This window comes from uncultured Bradyrhizobium sp. (assembly GCF_964252615.1).
Taxonomy (GTDB): Bacteria; Pseudomonadota; Alphaproteobacteria; order Rhizobiales; family Xanthobacteraceae; genus Bradyrhizobium.
Window position 1 is genome coordinate 193,542 of sequence record NZ_CAXUNQ010000002.1, and the last position, 17,477, is coordinate 211,018.

General features: G+C 63.5%; 17 protein-coding genes. 8 read left to right on the top strand and 9 right to left on the bottom strand.

Going from position 1 to position 17,477, the window contains the following annotated elements; translation table 11 throughout:
• Position 1 precedes the first annotated feature (1 nt).
• The 5 genes from ACFE72_RS02160 to ACFE72_RS02180 all read right to left on the bottom strand — a co-directional run bounded on the left by ACFE72_RS02160 (position 2) and on the right by ACFE72_RS02180 (position 5,051).
• The gene (locus tag ACFE72_RS02160; RefSeq protein WP_375411391.1) at positions 2 to 982 is read right to left on the bottom strand and encodes a putative baseplate assembly protein; all 981 of its coding nucleotides are present in this window, start codon (positions 980 to 982) and stop codon (positions 2 to 4) included.
• Positions 983 to 1,640: 658 nt separating this feature from the next.
• The gene (locus tag ACFE72_RS02165; protein WP_375411392.1) at positions 1,641 to 2,336 is read right to left on the bottom strand and encodes a hypothetical protein; all 696 of its coding nucleotides are present in this window, start codon (positions 2,334 to 2,336) and stop codon (positions 1,641 to 1,643) included.
• A gap of 20 nt (positions 2,337 to 2,356) precedes the next feature.
• Positions 2,357 to 2,878, bottom strand: coding sequence for a phage tail protein (locus ACFE72_RS02170; RefSeq protein ID WP_375411393.1), 522 nt, complete (start codon positions 2,876 to 2,878; stop codon positions 2,357 to 2,359).
• 9 nt (positions 2,879 to 2,887) lie between these two features.
• A complete protein-coding gene (locus ACFE72_RS02175; protein ID WP_375411394.1) occupies positions 2,888 to 4,732 on the bottom strand; it encodes a phage tail sheath family protein in 1,845 nt (614 codons plus the stop codon).
• A gap of 58 nt (positions 4,733 to 4,790) precedes the next feature.
• Positions 4,791 to 5,051 carry a hypothetical protein gene (locus ACFE72_RS02180; protein ID WP_375411395.1) on the bottom strand — a complete coding sequence of 87 codons (261 nt, stop codon included), beginning with the start codon at positions 5,049 to 5,051 and terminating at the stop codon, positions 4,791 to 4,793.
• 316 nt (positions 5,052 to 5,367) lie between these two features.
• On the opposite strand from ACFE72_RS02180, the gene ACFE72_RS02185 reads away from it, so the two are divergent.
• Entirely contained in the window at positions 5,368 to 6,549 is a 1,182-nt protein-coding gene (locus ACFE72_RS02185; protein WP_375411396.1) for a DUF4157 domain-containing protein, read from the top strand.
• Positions 6,550 to 6,645: 96 nt separating this feature from the next.
• Here ACFE72_RS02185 and ACFE72_RS02190 read toward each other — a convergent pair whose 3' ends face one another.
• A complete protein-coding gene (locus tag ACFE72_RS02190; RefSeq protein WP_375411397.1) occupies positions 6,646 to 7,683 on the bottom strand; it encodes a sigma-54 interaction domain-containing protein in 1,038 nt (345 codons plus the stop codon).
• A 295-nt stretch (positions 7,684 to 7,978) separates the two neighbouring features.
• Between ACFE72_RS02190 and ACFE72_RS02195 the strand changes: the two genes are divergently transcribed.
• Positions 7,979 to 9,232, top strand: a complete 1,254-nt coding sequence (locus ACFE72_RS02195) for a flavin-dependent oxidoreductase (RefSeq protein WP_375411398.1) — start codon at positions 7,979 to 7,981, stop codon at positions 9,230 to 9,232.
• Positions 9,233 to 9,379: 147 nt separating this feature from the next.
• Here ACFE72_RS02195 and ACFE72_RS02200 read toward each other — a convergent pair whose 3' ends face one another.
• Together ACFE72_RS02200 and ACFE72_RS02205 are read right to left on the bottom strand one after the other, a co-directional pair.
• On the bottom strand, positions 9,380 to 9,832 hold the full coding sequence (locus tag ACFE72_RS02200; protein ID WP_375411399.1) for a cupin domain-containing protein: 453 nt from the start codon (positions 9,830 to 9,832) through the stop codon (positions 9,380 to 9,382).
• A gap of 21 nt (positions 9,833 to 9,853) precedes the next feature.
• Positions 9,854 to 11,026 (bottom strand): ABC transporter substrate-binding protein, encoded by a 1,173-nt coding sequence (locus tag ACFE72_RS02205; RefSeq protein WP_375411400.1) that lies wholly within the window; start codon positions 11,024 to 11,026, stop codon positions 9,854 to 9,856.
• A 149-nt stretch (positions 11,027 to 11,175) separates the two neighbouring features.
• On the opposite strand from ACFE72_RS02205, the gene ACFE72_RS02210 reads away from it, so the two are divergent.
• From ACFE72_RS02210 to uraD, 5 genes are all read left to right on the top strand, one after another.
• Complete coding sequence (locus ACFE72_RS02210) at positions 11,176 to 12,003, top strand: alpha/beta hydrolase (protein ID WP_375411401.1); 828 nt, start codon at positions 11,176 to 11,178, stop codon at positions 12,001 to 12,003.
• Positions 12,004 to 12,082: 79 nt separating this feature from the next.
• Positions 12,083 to 12,364 (top strand): hypothetical protein, encoded by a 282-nt coding sequence (locus ACFE72_RS02215; protein WP_375411402.1) that lies wholly within the window; start codon positions 12,083 to 12,085, stop codon positions 12,362 to 12,364.
• Positions 12,365 to 12,450: 86 nt separating this feature from the next.
• Entirely contained in the window at positions 12,451 to 12,864 is a 414-nt protein-coding gene (locus ACFE72_RS02220; RefSeq protein ID WP_375411403.1) for a DUF3830 family protein, read from the top strand.
• On the top strand, positions 12,864 to 13,799 hold the full coding sequence (gene puuE, locus ACFE72_RS02225) for an allantoinase PuuE (RefSeq protein WP_375411404.1): 936 nt from the start codon (positions 12,864 to 12,866) through the stop codon (positions 13,797 to 13,799). Before ACFE72_RS02220 ends, puuE begins: the two co-directional genes overlap by 1 nt.
• Positions 13,796 to 14,692 (top strand): 2-oxo-4-hydroxy-4-carboxy-5-ureidoimidazoline decarboxylase, encoded by an 897-nt coding sequence (gene uraD, locus ACFE72_RS02230; RefSeq protein WP_375411405.1) that lies wholly within the window; start codon positions 13,796 to 13,798, stop codon positions 14,690 to 14,692. The genes puuE and uraD overlap by 4 nt, the downstream gene beginning before the upstream one ends.
• Positions 14,693 to 14,854: 162 nt before the next feature.
• Here the strand turns inward: uraD and ACFE72_RS02235 are convergent, their stop codons facing one another.
• Complete coding sequence (locus tag ACFE72_RS02235; protein WP_375411406.1) at positions 14,855 to 16,252, bottom strand: nucleobase:cation symporter-2 family protein; 1,398 nt, start codon at positions 16,250 to 16,252, stop codon at positions 14,855 to 14,857.
• Positions 16,253 to 16,422: 170 nt separating this feature from the next.
• Between ACFE72_RS02235 and pucL the strand changes: the two genes are divergently transcribed.
• Positions 16,423 to 17,259 (top strand): factor-independent urate hydroxylase, encoded by an 837-nt coding sequence (pucL, locus tag ACFE72_RS02240; protein ID WP_375411407.1) that lies wholly within the window; start codon positions 16,423 to 16,425, stop codon positions 17,257 to 17,259.
• Positions 17,260 to 17,477: the final 218 nt, after the last annotated feature.

Below are 17,477 nucleotides of genomic sequence, written 5' to 3' on the forward strand. Positions count from 1 at the left end.
GCTATTTGCCCCCGTTGATGTCGAGGCGCAGTACGCCGTGTTCGGGATAATTCAGGCTGTTCTGAAGGCGCGCGATCTCCAGCCGGCCGAGCGCCAGTTCGGAGTTGGCGAGATAGGTCGGATCATCGGTGCCCTGGCGTTGCAACGTAACGACCTGCGCCGATGCCACGCCGGGCACCGCGTGCGCCGCTGCGTAGATCTCGCTGAGATAAACGGTCTGGCCGAAGCTGAAATTGTCGGGATGAAACAGGCCGCGACGGTCGTCCGGCAACGTCTGGCTGCTCAATGCGTCGAGCAGGCCAGCCTTGACGTCGGCGCGGAAGTAGTCCGGCGCGACGCAGACATTCAGCTTTAGTTCGAGCGACACGTAATGCGGATCGTTGAATTCGAGATCCTGGCCGGCCATGCGATAGCGCTCGACGAAGGGGAGAAGGTCGGCCTTGAGCGCGCGGGCATCGGTGCCGGCCGCGGGGTCGACGGTGATGAATTGCGTGTACCAGCTCCCGGTCCACCGCGTCGTCGCGGCGGCACGCTGCACGCCGCTGAAACGCTCGGTGACGTCGGCGTAGTCATCGGGCGTTACCGCGCGCTCCTGCCTGCGGAACGCTTCTGGCGCGTTGCGCCGCACCTCATCGGCGGTCTCCGGATCGAGGCCGCCCGTCGCCGGCAGCGGGTTGCGCACGCCTTCGATGTTGGCAAGATCAGCCGCGGCCGCGACCACGTGCACGATCGATTCGCCGCCGACATTGCCCACGCTGCCGTTACCGATCCGATAGGCCGCGGTGAACCGCGTGCCGGCGTTCGGACGCAGCCCGTGCACGCCGTCCCCGAAGCGCAGGCTGGCGCGCCCATCGTCGTCGACCTCGATCACGAAATCGTTGGCGTCGGCGCCGCTGTTGAGCAGCGTGCGGCGCGAGCGCCATGTCGCCGGCGTCGAGTTGGTCACGCTCGACAGTACGACCTGGGGCAGCACATCCGACATGTCCCAGTCGATCGCGGCGGCGGCGGAAGCGCCGGGATCGAACGATTGACGCTCGCTGCTATTTCCGGCGCCCGGCTTTCGATCCGGCCAATGTGGATATGCACGTCCGGCGCAGGCTGGGCGGCCAGAGGCGCGTCGGATCGATCGGGCGGTCTGTTGCCGGTCGGCCGTGTCGCGACGCGCGGGGCAACCGGCAGTCGCGCCGCTCCGCGGCGGTCGGGGACATCGGAGGTGGTTTTGACGTCGGCCATGGCGGGCCTCGCAGGCGATGGGCCATCGCCGGCGGCACGATCGGCATGCTCGGCGCCCGTGAAAGCCGCGGACCCCGCCGCAGCCGATTCCGGTTGCGCTGCCGGCTGCGGCCGAGGCGCGTCAGCGTCATGCGCGACCGCGCCCGCGGAAAAACCGCCGGCCCCGGTTGCAGCCGGCGGCTCGCCGGGCGTGCGCGGTGCGACCGGCCGGTCCGCCGCCGCGTCAAGGTGTTGTTCACCGACGCCGCTCGGCGCCGTTTCCGCGGACGCCACATTGCTTCGATGCAAAAGCGCCGCGGCATCGCGGCCGGCAGATGGCCGGCTGGCGACGGAGGGCAGGCGGCGCGCCGGGCGCACCCCGGACGCTTGGCCGAGCGCCCGTTCCGCCAGCCAGCGCAAGTACCCGCTCATGCGAAACACCGCTGCAGATAAGCGTCGCGCCTTGCCTCACTCATCGACAGAATTTGCCGCTCGCTCCAGCCGTAATGCGCGGCAAGGCCATGCACGTCGTCAAGCAGGCGCCGCGCGCGTTCGGCAATCTCCTCCCAGACGTAGCCGGCCACATCGAGGCGATCGGCCCAGGCCTTCCCGCATGCGATGCAGTTGAGTCGCAATTCGATGTCCGCAGCACCGATGCGCATATCGGCCGCTTCGAGCAGCGACGGCGACCAAACCAGCGCGGGCGGCGGATCAACGCAGCAGCGTTGCACGAGATGCCGGATCGCGGCCTCGGCGTCATTGTGATGCGCGATGGCGGCAAGATCGCGGCTGTTGGGAAGCCGGAAGCGCAGGCCATTATCGAGCACGATCTCGGTTTCGGCCGGCGGCGGCGAATCGGCCAGCAATTCCTCGATGGCGAGATCGAATTCGTGCTCCTCGCGGCAGTGCGGGCAATTCGCCCGGCCGGAAAGTCGGCCGCCGAACGTCGCGCATCGCAGTTTCAGGATCGCCGCGTCGCGCGCCCCGATCGGCATTCCGGCGCATTGCTCCGGGTTTTGCGCCGGCAATGCGGCGCCGAGCAGCAACAAGGCGCGGTCGACCGGGCCGACCGCGGCGCCGCGTTCCCAGAGGCTGAGCAGGGCATCGTCCGCCAGCGCGTTCATGGTTCAATCATCCTCGTCGCCTAGGGCTCGACAAAACCCGGCTCGCTCGGCTCGGTGACTTCGTAATCGCGTTCCCAGCCTTCGTTTTCGAGCTTGATATGCTGGATCGCGACGGCGTTGGCGTTGGCATCGAGGTCCGGCAGGGCCTGGAATTCCGATACCCATGCACGATAGATTTTGTAGGCGAGCGCAAGCTGGCCCGCCTCGTTGTAGACCTCGATGATCAGGTCCTTGCGGAAATCCTTGAGCGAAACTTCCTTTCCGAGCCCGGAACCGAAATTCCAGACCTTGTTCGCCCATTGCTCGAACACGACGTCATGGGTAACGCCGCGCTCGAGCGTGACGGCTTCGTATTTAGTGCGGCCCGGAGATTTGCGCGACGTCGAGGGATCGCCGCCGTCGCGATGCTCCACCACTTCGGTGCTTCGTTTCAGCGACGAGCATTTGGAAACGCCGGCGACGTAGCGGCCGTCCCATTTCACCCGGAACTTGAAGTTCTTGTAGGGATCGAAACGTTGCGCATTGACGCTGAACTGAGCCATGTCGCTTCCTTAGCTTTCGGTCTGGCCAGCGATCTGCTGGATCTTGATGACGACGAATTCGGCGGGCTTGAGCGGGGCGAAGCCGACGATGATGTTGACGACGCCGTTGTCGATATCGGTCTGCGTCGTGGTTTCGCGGCTGCATTTGACGAAATAGGCGTCCTTGGGCGTCGCGCCCTGGAACGCGCCTTGCCGGAACAGCGTGTTCATGAAGCCGCCGACATTGAGCCTGATCTGCGACCACAGCGGCTCGTCGTTCGGCTCGAACACCACCCACTGCGTCCCGCGGAACAGGCTTTCCTCGATGTAGAGCGCGAGCCGGCGCACCGGGATGTACTTCCATTGATCCGCAAGCTGATCGGCCCCGCGCATGGTGCGCGCGCCCCACACCACACGTCCGGTCACCGGGAAGGAGCGCAGACAGTTCACTCCAATCGGATTGAGCCGGCCGTTCTCGCCGTCGGTCAGCTTGACCGCAAGCGCACTGGCGCCGGCCACCGTCGCCTCCAGCCCGGCGGGCGCCTTCCATACGCCGCGGCTGGCGTCGGTGCGCGCCATCACCCCGGCCACCGCGCCGCACGGCGCGAATGTTTCCAGCCGGTTCTCCTGCAGCGGATCGGGCGAAACGATGAAGGGAAAGAACAGCGCGGCATTCTCGCTGCGCGCCATTCCGAAATCCGTGCCGTCGAGGCCGGTTGCCGCGGAATTGCCGATCACGCTGGCAACGCTGTTCCAGGCCATCAGCGGGTCGACCAGGAACATCGCGCGGCGCTGTTTGCAGTACAGCGCCGCCGCGGTTCGCGTCGCGGCGTTGATGTCGGTATCAAAGGTCAGCGGCGGAATGCACAGCAGGTTGAACAGATCGGCCTTTTCCAGGGCCCACAGTCCATGCTTGGTTCCTGCCAGACTGGGAAGCGAAATGTCGTTGTCGGCGATCGCGGATCCGTCGTCGGTCGCGCTGCCGGTCAGTTTTGTCAGGGTTGTGTCGTCCAGCAGCGGGTCGACGCCGACCGTCGGCGCGTTGCTGAAGACGGTCAGCGGATTCGGCGCAGCACCCTGGATGCGGACAAGTTTGGACTGCTGTTCCAGCACCGTGGTTACGAAACGCGGGTCATTCGGATCCGGCGAGAGGTTGAGAAATTTTTCGGTGACGCCCGTGCCGCTGTCGCGAAGCGAGAGGTTGAATTTGCCGGATCCGACGTCGTCGACGCGGAAGCGCAACGCCTGGCCCCATTTGCCGACGCTTGCGGCGGCAAGCGTGAACGTGCCGAGCGCACCGCTTGCCGCGGCCGCCCCATCCTTGCCGCCTGCGAGGTTGGTCGGACCTCCGTTGGCCGGTCGCGCGTTCAACGCGGGTCCGGCGGGATCGAGCCGGACGGCTGCGGCCGCCAACGCGGCGCCGATGGTCAGGTTCGACTGTTCGTCGAATACCACCGCGGGATTGGCACCGGCTTTCACCGTCAGCTTGAAGAGGTTCGCTGTGCCGCTGGTGGCGTTGCCGATGGTTGCGACAATGCCGTTGCCTTGCTGTCCGGATTGCGCCGCGATCAGCGGCAGGCCGCCAATGTTGGCTCTTGCCGTCGCTCCCGCCGAAGCGACGCGCACGATCAAGGCGTCGCCGCCGCCGTTGAGGAAAAATTGCGCCACTGCGTATCCGAGCGTGCTTTGGGCCCACAGCCCGCCCAGTTCGCGCTCAAACTCTGCGAAGCTTTGCACGCGGATCGGCTCGTTCGTCTGCCCGCGCGGCGCGCTGCCGATAAAAGCGGTGATCGAGGTCGCAACGCCGGTAATGGTGTGCACGCCGCTTTGAAGTTCTTCAATATAGACGCCGGGATACGTCAGGGCTGCTGGCATCGGTATTCCTTTCGATCGCCACGGTTACTTGAGGCTCGCGCGGGCGGGCAACGTCATGCTATTCCTTTTCCTCTGCGTCGGGTGCGCGTGCGGCGCGAAAGATAATCGTGCCGTCGGGAAGAACGCTGCTGGCCAGGCGGCGGCGCGCGACCAGATAGTCCAGCGCCTTCTGGACTTCGTCCACGGAATCGCCAAACCGCTGGCGGGCGACCCACCAGCTGCGAATGCCCTCGGGAGTGTCGGCGGCGCGCGGATGGTCCGTCACATATCGCTCGATGATGCCTGCGATCACAATGGTCCGCTCGGTGTACGCCGGCACGGATGAATCTCCGTCGGGAAGTCTGCAAGGGCGTGCTCTGCACGCCTCATGCCACCTACACATCACCAGCAAATTCTACGTTTTCTCGATGCGTCCTACGCGTAGCCGAGGCAAATTCACCCCAGGGCGAAATCGGTGCGGGCTGCGGCAACCCGCCGCGTGCCAGCCGTTTCTTGCGATGGAGGCGCAGCGGCCCGATGAGGGAAATTGTCCCCAGCCAACCCGGCTGCGCCATGAATCCACTCGCATTATCCGCAATCGCAGTGGCCGTGCGCGGCGTTTCTGCTAGGATTCGTCGGATACGACGGAGCAACACATGACAGCGGCGCGTGTCCAGGTTCGGCCGGTCCGGGGAGCTGCAAAGGCAGCGGCGGTATCCAGCCATTTTCCGGCCCCGTCATGGGCCTCGTTGCAATCCGACGCCGGCGCGGTGGTCGAGCGCGCGCTGGGCTCGCCGGCACGGCCGCTCGATGCAGCGACCAGGGCCGCGATCGAGCCGCGCTTCGGCCATGACTTCCGCCACGTCCGGATTCATACCGGCCATCAGGCGGAAACCTCGGCGCGGGCGCTGGATGCCAATGCGTATACGGTCGGCCGCGATATCGTGTTTGGCCAGGGCCGCTATTCGCCGAATTCTTCCCACGGCCGGCGCCTGCTGGCGCATGAACTCGCCCATGTGGTGCAGCAAGGCGTCTCGTCCGGAAGCAACACGCCGCGGCCGCGGCATCTCGGCGCGGCCGGCGACGCCTTGGAAGCGGACGCCGAGCGGTCGGCGGATGCCGCGCTCCGTTCAGACCTCGCTGCCGCGGTGCCGGTTCGGCCTGTTGCCGGCCTGCCGGCTCTGATCCAGCGCGACGGCCCCGCAAAGGAGGAAGCGAAACCCGCGGCCAAAGCCAGCGGCTATCCGACGGCGTGGCAGGCGGCGCATGCCGCGCTTGCGATCTGCAATCCGAAGTCGATCAAATCGAAGGATCCGAAAAACATCCTGTCGTCTGGAAACGAATATGGCGGTCTGATCTACAAGGTGGGGAACGAGTATTTCTTCACCGAAGCCGTGGTCGGACAGGGCGCCGGCGGCGAAAGCGCCGCGGTCGATCCGTGGCAGGCGCTCGACAAAGTGCCCGCGGCCGCCAGACACAGCATCGTCGGCGACTATCATACCCACGGCGTGCCGCCCAACCCCAAGCGCGATCCGCGCGAGGCCTACAAGGACCCCGGCGAGGATTTCTCCGGACATCATGCCGACGTCAATCCGCTGACCAAGGAGGTGATGACCGGCACCGAGAAGAAGACCGGTGACATCTATGAGGTCCGCAGCGATCTCGACACCCACAAGGCCAGCATTCTCAATCCGGAAACCTACACCGCGTTTCTCGCGACCCCGACCGGGCGCTTCACGCTGTTCATTCCGAAGAAGAACATCGTGTTCTCCTTTAGTCCCGACCCGCGCCTGATGCCGCCCGAACAGAAGCCGCAGGCGGCGTCCTACGCGCATTAACGCGGACGCAGGCTAAGCTCGTGATGCGCGGGCTGGACCCGCGCACCCATTCTGTTCATGAGTTTTTCGCAAGGTGACAGGTCGCCTGACGCTTCATCACGGCCGCCGCCCCGCGGACCGGAAGCGGTCCGACGCCAGGCCGTGTTTCTTGACAAGCTTGTTGAGCGTACTGCGGTCTTTGCGCGAGATGCGCGCCGCCTGCGAGACATTGCCGCAGGTTTCGGTCAGCAAATGGCGCAGATAATTTTTCTCGAACAGCGCGATCGCCCGCGCCTTGGCCGATTTGAAGGTTTCATCCACGTCGATCCGGTCGAAAGCAAGGTCTGCAGCATTCCGTTGCGGCGCGGCGATCTGGATCACCTCGCCGTCGGCAAGCAGGAATTCGCGCAGCATGAGGTTTTCCAGTTCGCGAATGTTGCCGGGCCAGTCGTGCGACATTAGCCAGGCGATCGAGCTGGGGTGCAGGCGCTTCTGCGGCCGCTCGTACTGGGTGGCGAAACGGTCGAGAAAGCATTCCGCCAGCAGCGCCACGTCGCGGCCGCGCTCGCGCAATGGCGGCATGGTCACGTTGAGGATGCCGAAACGAAACAACAGGTCGCGGCGAAACTCGCCGCGGCGGACCATTTCCTCGAGATCGACATTGCTTGAAGCGATGATCCGCAGATCACCGCTGGATATCTGGCGGCCGCCGACCGGCCGGTAGGTATGATCCTGCAGGAAGCGCAGCAGCACCACTTGTGCGCGCGGCGTCATTGCCTCGACTTCGTCCAGCAACAACGTGCCGCCCTCGGCCTGGGATACAAGGCCGCGGCTGGCTTTCTTGGCGTCGGTAAATGCGCCGCGTTCGTGACCGAACAACTCGCTTTCAAGCAAATTGTCGGGCAGAGCGCCGCAATTGACCGGAATGAACGGAAATTCGCGGCGTGGGCTCAGGTAGTGCAGTGCGCGGGCCGCCAGCTCCTTGCCCGTGCCGGTTTCGCCCTGGATCAGCACCGTGGCATCGACATCGGCGATCCGCTCGATGATCCGCAGCGTCTTGCGGAAGATCAGGGATTCCCCCAGCAGATTGAGACGCGTGAAGGCGCTGTCGGAAGATTCATTTCGTCCCTGCCGCGAGGCCCCGATATCGGTCATCGATCAATGCCGTTCTCGAAATGAAGTGGAAGATATTAATTTGGCGACCTATGGTTGACAATTGAATTATTCAGAACGGCTAAATTATGATCGGATCGCAAATCCGATCGACGACGGTGCGGAGAACGTACCCGCAAAAGATAATGTCGCGAGGTTACCGCCCGCCTCGAATATTTGACAGCATTTTTTTACGCCGCGATAGCGCTGAATCTGAACCGACAAGCTGCTTGCGGCCCGATGGCGCGAAGTGCAAATTACCGGGCGATCGCGGTCGGTCGATGCAGGGAGTTGCGTGATGAAAACGATCATCGTCGGTGGCGGCATCGGAGGGCTTACCACGGCGCTGATGCTGCGGGCGCGCGGCATCGAATGCGAACTGTTCGAGCAGTCCGACACGATCCGCGAACTCGGCGTCGGTATCAATACGCTGCCGCATGCGATCCGCGAACTCGCCGGCCTCGGCCTGCTCGATGCGCTCGATGCGGCGGGGGTGCGCACCGATCGGCTCTATTACCTCAACCGTCACGGCCAGGAAGTCTGGCGCGAGGCACGCGGCCTCGATGCCGGCCACGACGTGCCGCAATTCTCGATACATCGCGGCCGGCTGCAAAGCGTGATTCACCGCGCTGTCGAGCAGCGGCTTGGTGCCGAGGCGATTCAGACCGGCTGCCGGCTTGGCGCCTTCACCCAGGACGAGGGCGGCGTGACGGCGTATTTCTTCGACCGTTCCGGCGCGCATGTGAAGACCGCGCGCGGCGACGTCCTGATCGGCGCGGATGGTATCCATTCGCGCGTGCGCGAGATGCTGTTTCCCGATGAAGGCCCGCCATGCTGGAACGGCCTGATGTTGTGGCGCGGGGCGCGCGACTGGCCGGTGTTTCTGACCGGAAAATCGATGCTCGTGGCCGGCGGACTCCACGCCAAGGTCGTGGTCTATCCAATCGCGGAAGGATCGAGCCCGGCCAGCCGGCTGACCAATTGGGCGGTGCTGGTAAAAGTCGGTGACGGCAATGCCGCGCCGCCGCGACGCGAGGATTGGTCGCGGCCGGGCAAACGCGAAGAGTTGATGCCGCACGTGGCGCGGTTTTCCGTGCCGTATGTCGACGTGCCCACGCTGATCGCGGCGACGCCGGAATTTTACGAGTATCCGACCTGCGACCGCGATCCCCTGCCATATTGGTCAAGCGGGCGCGTCACGCTGCTCGGCGACGCCGCACACCCGATGTATCCGGTGGGATCGAACGGCGCGTCGCAGGCGATCCTGGACGCGCGCGCGCTGGCGGACGCGCTGGCGCGATCGGAACATCCGCGCCAGGCGCTGATGGCCTACGAGCAGAAGCGCCTGCCGATGACCGCGGAGATCGTGCGCTCGAACCGGCGCGGCGGTCCGGAAGGCGTGATCGACGCGGTCGAGCAACTGGCACCCGACGGATTCGACAACATCGAAACCGTGCTGAGCTATTCCCAGCGCGAAGCGATCGTGCGCGGCTACGCCAGCAAAGCCGGTTTTGCGGCGACCGGGCCGGCGCTCGCTGCGGTGAGGGGATAGCAGGCACGGCATTCAACGAGTCGTCCCCGCGAAGGCGGGCACCCATACGCCGTGCGCTCTCGTTTCCATACAGTGGGGGATATTTCTGCTATTATCAACGCCAGGGATTATGGGTCCAGGCCTTCGCGGGGGACGACTTGTAAAGGTTCACGCTCCCGGCGGCGGCAGGAAGTGGATGTTGTGCTCGGCGGCCAGGGCCACGACGTCTTCGGGCTTCTGTTCCTTCATGTTGTGGATGCTCCAGAACAGATCGTACAGCCGACGCGTCGGCGACACCCAGAACAGCGTCTTTGCGGTCTGCCCCGACTTGTTGAAGATGCCGTGCGGAATGCCCATCGGCAGCCGCACCAGGTCGCCCGGCGTCGCCGCGGTATCCGCGCCGGCCAGCATGAAATCCAGTTTGCCTTCCAGGATGTAGAGATATTCGTCCTGGTCGGGATGGATGTGCGGCGGCACGAAGGTGTCGGGTGGGAACGTAGCGTGCCATGAGAACGAATGCTCCGTGCAGTGTTTCGGCACGTAGGTCTGGCCGAGGATGTTCCAGGTGATGCCCTGCATGCCTTCATTGGCCCGGGTGATGCCGGCGACTTCAGTTTTCATGGCGACGTTTCCTTGTTCCCTTCAGTTGCCCAACGGGCAATCCTTGGCATAACGGTCGCCATAATTCTCGAATACCTTCTCGGCGATCTCGGTCTGGAATCTGCCGTCCGGCCGTTTTGCCACCTTGGTCAGGTAGAAATTCTGGATCGGGTAACCGTTGGTGTTGAACTTGAAATCGCCGCGCAGCGAGGTGAAGTCGGCTTTCTTCAGCGCCGCGGCCACCGCGTCCTTGTTTGCGAGATCGCCCTTCACCGCCTTGACCGCGCTGTCGATCAGCATCGCCGCGTCATAGGCCTGGAAGGCATAGGTGCCCGGCACCGAGTTGTAGGCGGCCTCATAGGCGGCGACAAATGCCTTGTTCTGCGGATTGTCGAGATTGGGCGCCCAGTTCGAGCCGCCGAACATGCCGACCGCAGCGTCCTGCTGCGCCGGCAGTGTCGATTCATCGACCGTGAACGCCGAAAGCACCGGAATTTTATCGGCAAGGCCGGCCTGACTGTACTGCTTGACCAGCGTTACGCCCATGCCGCCGGGCATGAAGGTGAACACCGCGTCGGGCTTCAGCGACGCCATCTTGGAGAGTTCGACCTGGAAATCCAGCGAGCCCAGCGGCATGTAGGTTTCCTCGACGATCTCGCCCTTGTAGTCGAGCCTGAACCCGGCCACGGAATCCTTGCCGGCTTGATAGTTCGGCACCAGCAGATAGACGCGCTTGTAACCGCGGTCCTGCGCGACCTTGCCGAGAACTTCGTGCACCTGATCGTTCTGGTACGAAGTCACGTAGAAAAACGGACTGCAGTTCTTGCCCGCGTAGCTCGACGGACCTGCATTCGGACTGATCAGGAAGGTTCTGGTGTCGGTCACCGGCTTATGGATGGCTTGCAGGATGTTGGAGAAGATCGGTCCGACCACGAAGTCGACCTTGTCACGTTCGAGCAAGCCCTTCACCTTGGTCACCGCGCCGTCCGGTTTCAGTTCATCGTCGGCGACCACGACTTCGACGTCGCGGCCGGCCATCTTGCCGCCGAGGTCCTTGACCGCGAGATTGAAGCCGTCGCGGGCCTGCTGGCCCAGCACCGCGGCGGGGCCGGACAATGTTACGATCACGCCGATCTTGACCTTCTCTTGCGCCAGTGCGTGGCCGGCCGCGACGCTCACCAGGATCGCCAGACCGGCGCGTTGAAAGTGCCTCATCGAAAACTCTCTCCGCTTGGCCGTTACTTGCGCGGACGGCTTCCAGCAACTGTCAAGAATAGTTGAACCTTAGAGGGGCGGCTTGCCCCGCGCAAGTTTAACTGCTTCTAGATCGGCCGGTGCACATCGAGCGATGCGGACGGCAAGCAGTGACTGCGGAAATCGACTACGAAGCCGAATATAACAACCGGGCGCGGGTCCCCGATCATCCGGCTCTCATCGCCGGCTGGGCGCGCGACGCGCAAGCCTATCGGGCGTCCCGGCCGAACCTCTTTGATACGATTTCCTATGGGCCCGGCGCGCGCAATACCATCGACGTGTTTCCATCGCGCAGCGAGGGCGCGATCGTTGTCTTCATCCACGGCGGTTACTGGCAGGCGCTCGACGGTTCGTTTTTCAGCCATCTTGCCGCCGGTCTCAACACGCACGGCATCAGCGTGGCGATTCCGAGCTACGATTTGTGCCCTCAGGTTTCGGTCGATGACATCATTGCACAGATGCGCATGGCCGCGCGTGCGTTGGCGCGCCTTGGACGGTGTCTTGTGGTCAGCGGGCATTCCGCCGGAGGACACCTCGCGGCCTGTCTGATGGCCACCGACTGGCGGTCGATCGACGCGGCGCTGCCGGAAGATATCGTGAAGGCGGCTTACACCATTTCGGGATTGTTCGATCTCGGTCCGCTGGTCAGGACATCGGTCAACGCAGCGCTGGGTCTCGATCGGGCGGGGGCCAAACGAGCAAGTCCGTTGTTCTGGCCGGTGCCTTCAGGCGGCAGCCTCGATGCCGTCGTCGGCGCGGACGAGAGCGCAGAATATTTTCGCCAAAGCAGGACGATCGCGGACACTTGGCGCCGCGGCGGCATCGAAACCCGCTTTGCGGAAGTGCCCGGTGCCAATCATTTCACCGCCATCGCGCCGCTGGCCGATCCGCGCTCGCCGATGACGCTGCGATTGCTCGAACTCGCCTTGCATCGATAGTTTGCTGCTCCCAGGCCGTTATGGACTTCTGCCGGGCGATCCGGTTGAATGCGATGTCGATCCGATGTGAGAAAGACGTATGAACAAACTACTGCTGGTCGTTCTGCTGGTTTGCTCGCCGGCCTGGGCGCAGACCAAATTGCTCCCCAAGGGAACGGCGGCCCGGGTCGACAACTGCGCGCCGATCGGGCGGACGGCCGACGGCAAGCTGGTCTATTCGATGAAGTGCGACAACCTGCCGGTGCCGCCATCGCCGCCACAGGCTGAAGTCAGGGAAGTGCAACCCCCGGCCCCGGAACCGGAACTACAACGAAGCGGGATTTTCGGCTGGTCCTATGAACGAAAGCGGCCGGACCAATAACCAATCGTACCTTCTGACTGGAATGTTCCTTGCTTCGGCTGCGGTCTGCGACCCTGCCTTCCTCCATCAGCATCATGGGGCCATCGATGAGCCAGCTCATTGTCCACGTCGGCGACTTTACGTTTCAGGCCCGTTTCGAAGAGCGGCTGGCGCCGAAGACCTGCGCGGCTTTCCGCAAGGCGATGCCGTTCGAGAGCCAAGCGGTGCATGTGCGCTGGAGCGGGGAGGGCGTCTGGATGCCGCTCGGCGATCGCGACTTCGGTATCGGTTATGAAAATCACACCAGTTATCCCGCGCCAGGCCACATCATTCTTTATCCCGGCGGTATCAGCGAAACCGAAATCCTGCTGGCCTATAGCGGCGTGCATTTCGCCAGCAGGATGGGACAGCTCGCCGGCAATCATTTCATCACGCTGACATCCAATCTCGAAAGCCTGCCGGAGATGGGCAAGACCGTGCTTTGGAAGGGTGCGCAGAAGGTCCGCTTCGAGGAAGTGTGATGGCGGCCGCACGCTATCCCCGCGATCTCCGCGGCTATGGCCGCAATCCGCCGCATCCGCGCTGGCCCAAGGGTGCGCGGATCGCGGTGCAGTTCGTGGTGAATTTCGAAGAGGGCGGCGAAAACAGCATTCTGCACGGCGATCGCGCGTCGGAGGCGTTTCTGTCGGACGTGTTGGGTGCGCAGCCGTGGCCGGGACAGCGTCACGCCAATATCGAATCCATGTTCGAATATGGCTCGCGCGCCGGCTTCTGGCGCCTGTGGCGGTTATTCACGGAACGCAAGCTGGCAACGACGGTATTTGGCGTGGCGACGGCGTTGCAGCGAAATCCGGAAGTGGTCGCGGCCATGCAGGAGTCCGGCTGGGACATTGCCAGCCACAGCTTGAAATGGGTCGAGCACAAGGACATGTCGGAAGCGGAGGAGCGCGAGGAAATCGCCAATGCGATCCGCGTTCATACCGGAATCACCGGTGCGCGCCCGCTCGGCTGGTATACCGGACGGACCTCCATCAATACCGTGCGGCTGGTGATGGAAGCCGGCGGCTTCCTCTATTCCTGCGATTCCTACGCCGACGACCTGCCCTACTGGATCAAGGGACCGGCGGGGCCGCATTTGATCATTCCCTACAGCCTTGACGCCAACGACATGCGCTTTGTCAACGCCCAAGGGTTTGGCGGCGGCGATCAGTTCTTCACCTACCTGAAGGACAGTTTTGACGTGCTGTATGCCGAAGGCGAGACCTCGCCCAAAATGATGTCGGTTGGGCTGCATTGCCGCGTCGTCGGGCGTCCGGGGCGCGCGGCATCGCTGATGCGGTTTCTCGATTACATGATGAGCCACGACCGCGTCTGGGTGCCGACGCGGCTGCAGATCGCGGAGCATTGGCACGCCCATCACATGGATCTGGCGGCGAACGCGTGGGATATCGGATGACTGCGACGCCCCGAAGAACCCTTTCTGATCTCAATGCCTGCAGCACGGACGATTTTGTCACCGCGCTGGCCAATATCTTTGAATATTCGCCATGGATCGCCGAACAGGCGGCGTCGGCAAGGCCGTTCGCCGGCGTGACGCAGTTGTTCGAGGAAATGAAGGCCGTGGTCGCGCGCGCGCCCGGCGAGCTGCGCCTTGCGCTGATCAAGGCGCATCCCGATCTCGCCAGCAAGACGCAGCGCGCCGCTGGGCTCACTACCGAATCCAACGCCGAACAGAACAGCGTCGGCCTCGACCGGTTGTCGGATGCCGAATACGAAGCATTCGAGCGCGTCAACAACGCCTACCGCGCAAAATTCGGATTTCCTTATGTGGTTTGCGTCCGCCGCCACAGCAAGGATTCCATTCTGCGCGATTTCGAGCGCCGTTTGCCAAACGACGCGACAACGGAAGCGGCGGCATCGATCGAGGAAATATCCCGGATCGCGGCGCTGCGCCTCGACCAGATGGTCGTGTCCGATGATCGTTTGCCGGTGCATGGCCGGCTATCGACCCACGTGCTTGATACCCATGGCGGCCGACCCGCGGCGGGGATTCCCGTCGAACTGGTCGAGTTATCCGCGCTAGGGGGAAATCGGGTCGTCACACGCACCCTCACCAATGAGGACGGCCGTACCGACCAGCCATTGATCGGCGGGCGGCCGGTGCCGATCGGGGCCTACGAACTTCGTTTCAACGTTGCGGATTACTTCGTTTCGCGACATGCGGCGATGTCGGATCCGCCGTTTCTCGATTCGATTCCGTTGCGGTTTTCGGTTGCCGATCCCGAAGGCCATCTCCACGTGCCGCTGTTGGTCACGCCATGGAGCTATGCGACCTATCGGGGGAGTTGATCTTCGCTCGTGATGCGCAAGCTTGCCGGCGTCTCGCGTCATTGACCCGACAATCCCTCGCTTTGCAAGACCCTTGCGAAGATTGATGGATACGCGGGTCAGGCCCGCGCAGGACGCGATGTGTGAATCTGGGAGGGTCCGGCCCGGCAGTGACAGGAGGTTTCACACATGCTGCGCAGATGCGGCCGCCGTCGCGGCGTCGGCTTCCGCCGCAGCCTTGCTGCCCACCCCGTTGAAAAATGCATTCAGCATCACCGCCACGATCGCGCACAACAGAATGCCGGATTCCAGCAGCGGCTGCAGGTCGTGCGGCAGGTTGCGGAAGAAATTCGGCGCGGCGAGCGGGATCATGCCGAAACCGACGGAGATTGCTACCACGAACAGGTTGTAGCGGTTGTTCCTGAAATCGACCGCGGTGAGTATTCGCGCGCCGGTGGCGGCGACCATACCGAACATGACAAGGCCTGCGCCGCCGAGCACGACCAGCGGCACGGCTTCCACCAAGGCCGCCATCTTCGGCAGGAGGCCAAGCAGCAGCATGATGCCGCCGCCGGCAATCGTGACCCAGCGCGAGCGCACCCCGGTGACGCTGACCAGCCCGACATTCTGCGAGAATGACGTATAGGGGAATGTGTTGAACAGGCCGCCCAGCAAGGTGCCGACGCCGTCGGCGCGCAGGCCGCGCGTCAGGGCATCGCGATCGATGCTCATGCCGGTAATTTCTCCGAGCGCCAGGAACATCCCCAGCGATTCGATCATCACCACGATCATCACGATGCACATGGTTATGATCGGCACGAGATGGAATTGCGGAATGCCGAAATGCAGCGGGATCACGATCGCGCCCCAGGATGCGGCGGCAACTTTCTCGAAGTGCATCACGCCGAGAAGGCTCGCCAACACGGCGCCCGCGATGATGCCGAGCAGCACCGAGACGTTGGCGATGAAGCCCGTGCCCCATTTGATCAGGCCAAGGATCACGAGCAGCACGAACAGGGCGATGCCGAGGCCCTGCAACTGGCCATAGCCGGGATTTGGAAACGCACCGGCAACGCCATCGACGACCTTGGTCAAGGTCGGCAGGCCGCCGCCGGCCCAGTTGATGCCGACCCGCATCAGCGAAATGCCGATGACCAGGATGATGGTGCCGGTGACGACCGGGGGAAACAGCGGCAACAACCGGCTGATGAAAGGCGCGGCAAGGATGCCGAAGATTCCGGCAGCGATGACGGAGCCGTAGATGCCGAGCAGCCCGATGTCGGGCGCCGCGGCCATCGACAGCATCGGCCCGACCGAGGCGAAGGTAACGCCCATCATCACCGGCAGCCGGATGCCGACGCCGGCAAAGCCGACGCACTGCAGCAGCGTCGTAAGCCCGCAGGCAAACAAGTCGGCGCTGATCAGGAAAGCCACATCCTCCGCGGACAGTTTCAAAGCGCGTCCGATAATCAGCGGAACCGCGACCGCGCCGGCATACATCACCAGAACATGTTGAAGCCCAAGCGCCAGCAGGCGAGGGGTCGGCAGTATCTGGTCGACCGGGTGGATGTCGGTAGTCATGAACGGGTCCTTCCGATGCGGTCCATTCGGCCCGCCTGCCGATTCGACCTGATACAAGGCCCGTGCCAAACCCGGCGTTTCCCGGTTGCCCATGGCACGAAGGTTGCTCATGATCGGCCGAACCCGGGATTATCGGGACCTGAATTCGCCGGCTGAACGGGAGGCTCTACGTGCCGCTGATCGCCAACAGATACGGAAAAGGCCGGGTTCGCGTCATGCGGATTCATCGCGATGGGGACAGGCACGAGGTCAGCCAGCTCACCGTCAAGGCGATGATCGAGGGCGATTTTGAGCGCGCCTATACCGACGCCAACAATTCGACGTCGGTATCGACCGACACCATCAAGAACGTGGTCAATATCGTTGCGCGCGAAAATACCGGACTCTGCATCGAGGAATTCTGCCAGGTGCTGGCGAAAAAATATCTCGACAGCTATCCGCAGGTGGCCTCGGTCGCCGTCACGGCGCACGAAACCAAATGGCACCGCTTGAGCTTTGGCGGCAAGCCGCATCCGCATAGTTTCGTGCTCGACAGCAACGGCAAGCCTTTCGTCGGGATCAGCGCCACGCGCGAGGGATCGGCACTGACCTCGGGTATCGACGGTTTTACATTCATGAAATCGACCCAGTCGGGTTGGGAGAACTACGCCAAGGATCCCTATACGACGCTTCCCGAGACCCATGACCGGATGTGCGCGACCAGCATGGTGGCATCATGGAAGTGGGCGGCGAAACCTTCGGGCTATCCCGCCGCCAATGCCAAGATCCTCGACACGCTGCTGGAGGTATTCAGCACCACCTATAGCTCCAGCGTGCAGGACAGCCTGTACCGGATGGGCGAGGCCGCGCTCGCCGCGGTGCCGGAAATTTCCGAGATCAGCATGGCGTGCCCGAACATGCATTTCATTCCGATGAACCTGTCGGCATTCGGGCTGGACAATCCAAATGCCGTTTTCCTACCGACCGAAGAGCCGCACGGCCAGATCGAATGCACGGTAGGGCGCTGACGTGTCCCGGACGCGGTGCGGCATTCTTCATGCCGCTCCGCGAGGCGGGACCGCACCAAACGTCGCAGTTCGTAACCGCCCCGGCTCTGCGGCGCACCGCTCCGCGAAGAGCCAGGCGCTGCGCTGCGTTCCGGATACGTCCCTGCATCGTCATTACCGAACTCGACCTACTCGATGCACACATCTCATCCGTCATTGCCGGGCTTGATCCTACTGGA

What these genes read in the sequence shown, in the direction of transcription:
- ACFE72_RS02165 (WP_375411392.1), bottom strand. Translation starts at nt 2,336, where the DNA reads ATGAACGCGCTGGCGGACGATGCCCTGCTCAGCCTCTGGGAACGCGGC.
- ACFE72_RS02190 (WP_375411397.1), bottom strand. Translation starts at nt 7,683, where the DNA reads ATGACCGATATCGGGGCCTCGCGGCAGGGACGAAATGAATCTTCCGAC.
- ACFE72_RS02195 (WP_375411398.1), top strand. Translation starts at nt 7,979, where the DNA reads ATGAAAACGATCATCGTCGGTGGCGGCATCGGAGGGCTTACCACGGCG.
- ACFE72_RS02170 (WP_375411393.1), bottom strand. Translation starts at nt 2,878, where the DNA reads ATGGCTCAGTTCAGCGTCAATGCGCAACGTTTCGATCCCTACAAGAAC.
- ACFE72_RS02235 (WP_375411406.1), bottom strand. Translation starts at nt 16,252, where the DNA reads ATGACTACCGACATCCACCCGGTCGACCAGATACTGCCGACCCCTCGC.
- ACFE72_RS02185 (WP_375411396.1), top strand. Translation starts at nt 5,368, where the DNA reads ATGACAGCGGCGCGTGTCCAGGTTCGGCCGGTCCGGGGAGCTGCAAAG.
- ACFE72_RS02175 (WP_375411394.1), bottom strand. Translation starts at nt 4,732, where the DNA reads ATGCCAGCAGCCCTGACGTATCCCGGCGTCTATATTGAAGAACTTCAA.
- ACFE72_RS02220 (WP_375411403.1), top strand. Translation starts at nt 12,451, where the DNA reads ATGAGCCAGCTCATTGTCCACGTCGGCGACTTTACGTTTCAGGCCCGT.
- puuE (WP_375411404.1), top strand. Translation starts at nt 12,864, where the DNA reads ATGGCGGCCGCACGCTATCCCCGCGATCTCCGCGGCTATGGCCGCAAT.
- ACFE72_RS02205 (WP_375411400.1), bottom strand. Translation starts at nt 11,026, where the DNA reads ATGAGGCACTTTCAACGCGCCGGTCTGGCGATCCTGGTGAGCGTCGCG.
- ACFE72_RS02200 (WP_375411399.1), bottom strand. Translation starts at nt 9,832, where the DNA reads ATGAAAACTGAAGTCGCCGGCATCACCCGGGCCAATGAAGGCATGCAG.
- ACFE72_RS02160 (WP_375411391.1), bottom strand. Translation starts at nt 982, where the DNA reads ATGTCGGATGTGCTGCCCCAGGTCGTACTGTCGAGCGTGACCAACTCG.
- ACFE72_RS02215 (WP_375411402.1), top strand. Translation starts at nt 12,083, where the DNA reads ATGAACAAACTACTGCTGGTCGTTCTGCTGGTTTGCTCGCCGGCCTGG.
- uraD (WP_375411405.1), top strand. Translation starts at nt 13,796, where the DNA reads ATGACTGCGACGCCCCGAAGAACCCTTTCTGATCTCAATGCCTGCAGC.